Source organism: Vibrio sp. 378, from assembly GCF_033339435.1.
In genome coordinates this window covers 1-638 of the sequence record NZ_JAWOUO010000697.1, presented here as the reverse complement: position 1 = coordinate 638, position 638 = coordinate 1, and the positions used below count along the sequence as shown (strand labels likewise).

Annotated in this window: 2 pseudogenes; both read left to right on the top strand. The window is 42.5% G+C overall.

Going from position 1 to position 638, the window contains the following annotated elements:
* Positions 1–398 (top strand): annotated as a pseudogene (locus R7Q48_RS28340) (cobyric acid synthase CobQ); the annotation flags it as partial.
* 125 nt (positions 399–523) lie between these two features.
* Positions 524–638 (top strand): annotated as a pseudogene (gene modA / locus R7Q48_RS28335) (molybdate ABC transporter substrate-binding protein); the annotation flags it as partial.

Sequence of the window (638 nt, the reverse complement as noted above, 5' to 3'; positions counted from 1 at the left end):
AACCGGGTTCAAGTGAAGGTTTGGGACTATTGAATGTTCATACCGTGCTGACTGGTAGTAAACAGCTCACCAAGACTGAAGCTGTGCTCAATCTCAATAACCAAAAAGCGAAGGTGAAAGGTTATGAGATTCATGTTGGTAGAAGCCAAGTACTTGACGAACAACCGCTTGAACTCGACAACTGAGAATGTTACGGTGCCATTAGTGAATGTGGCCAAATTATGGGAACCTACTTGCACGGATTTTTTGACGAAGCGGAAGCGCTAAACCTCATTACTGAGTGGGTGAATGGCACTCAGGTCAAACAGCAAGATTTTGAAGCATTGAAAGAACAAGGTATTAACCGTATTGCGGATGCGATAGAACAACACATGAACCTTGACTTTCTGTTTAAATAACTCGTTAACCAAACGCTATCTTTAACCAAATTTTCTCTCGGCTCCTTATTAGAAAAACGGATCGGGCTGGGAACGCATTCATTTGGCTAGATAGAATTTTCGCTTGCCTTGTACGGAGTCACTTTATGAAAGCATGGAAAACGCATGCTTGCCTAGCGGCAATATTAAGCATTTCATTCTCAACAAATGCAGCAACGGATCTGAAAGTTTATGCTGCGTCTTCGATGACGAATGCGATTG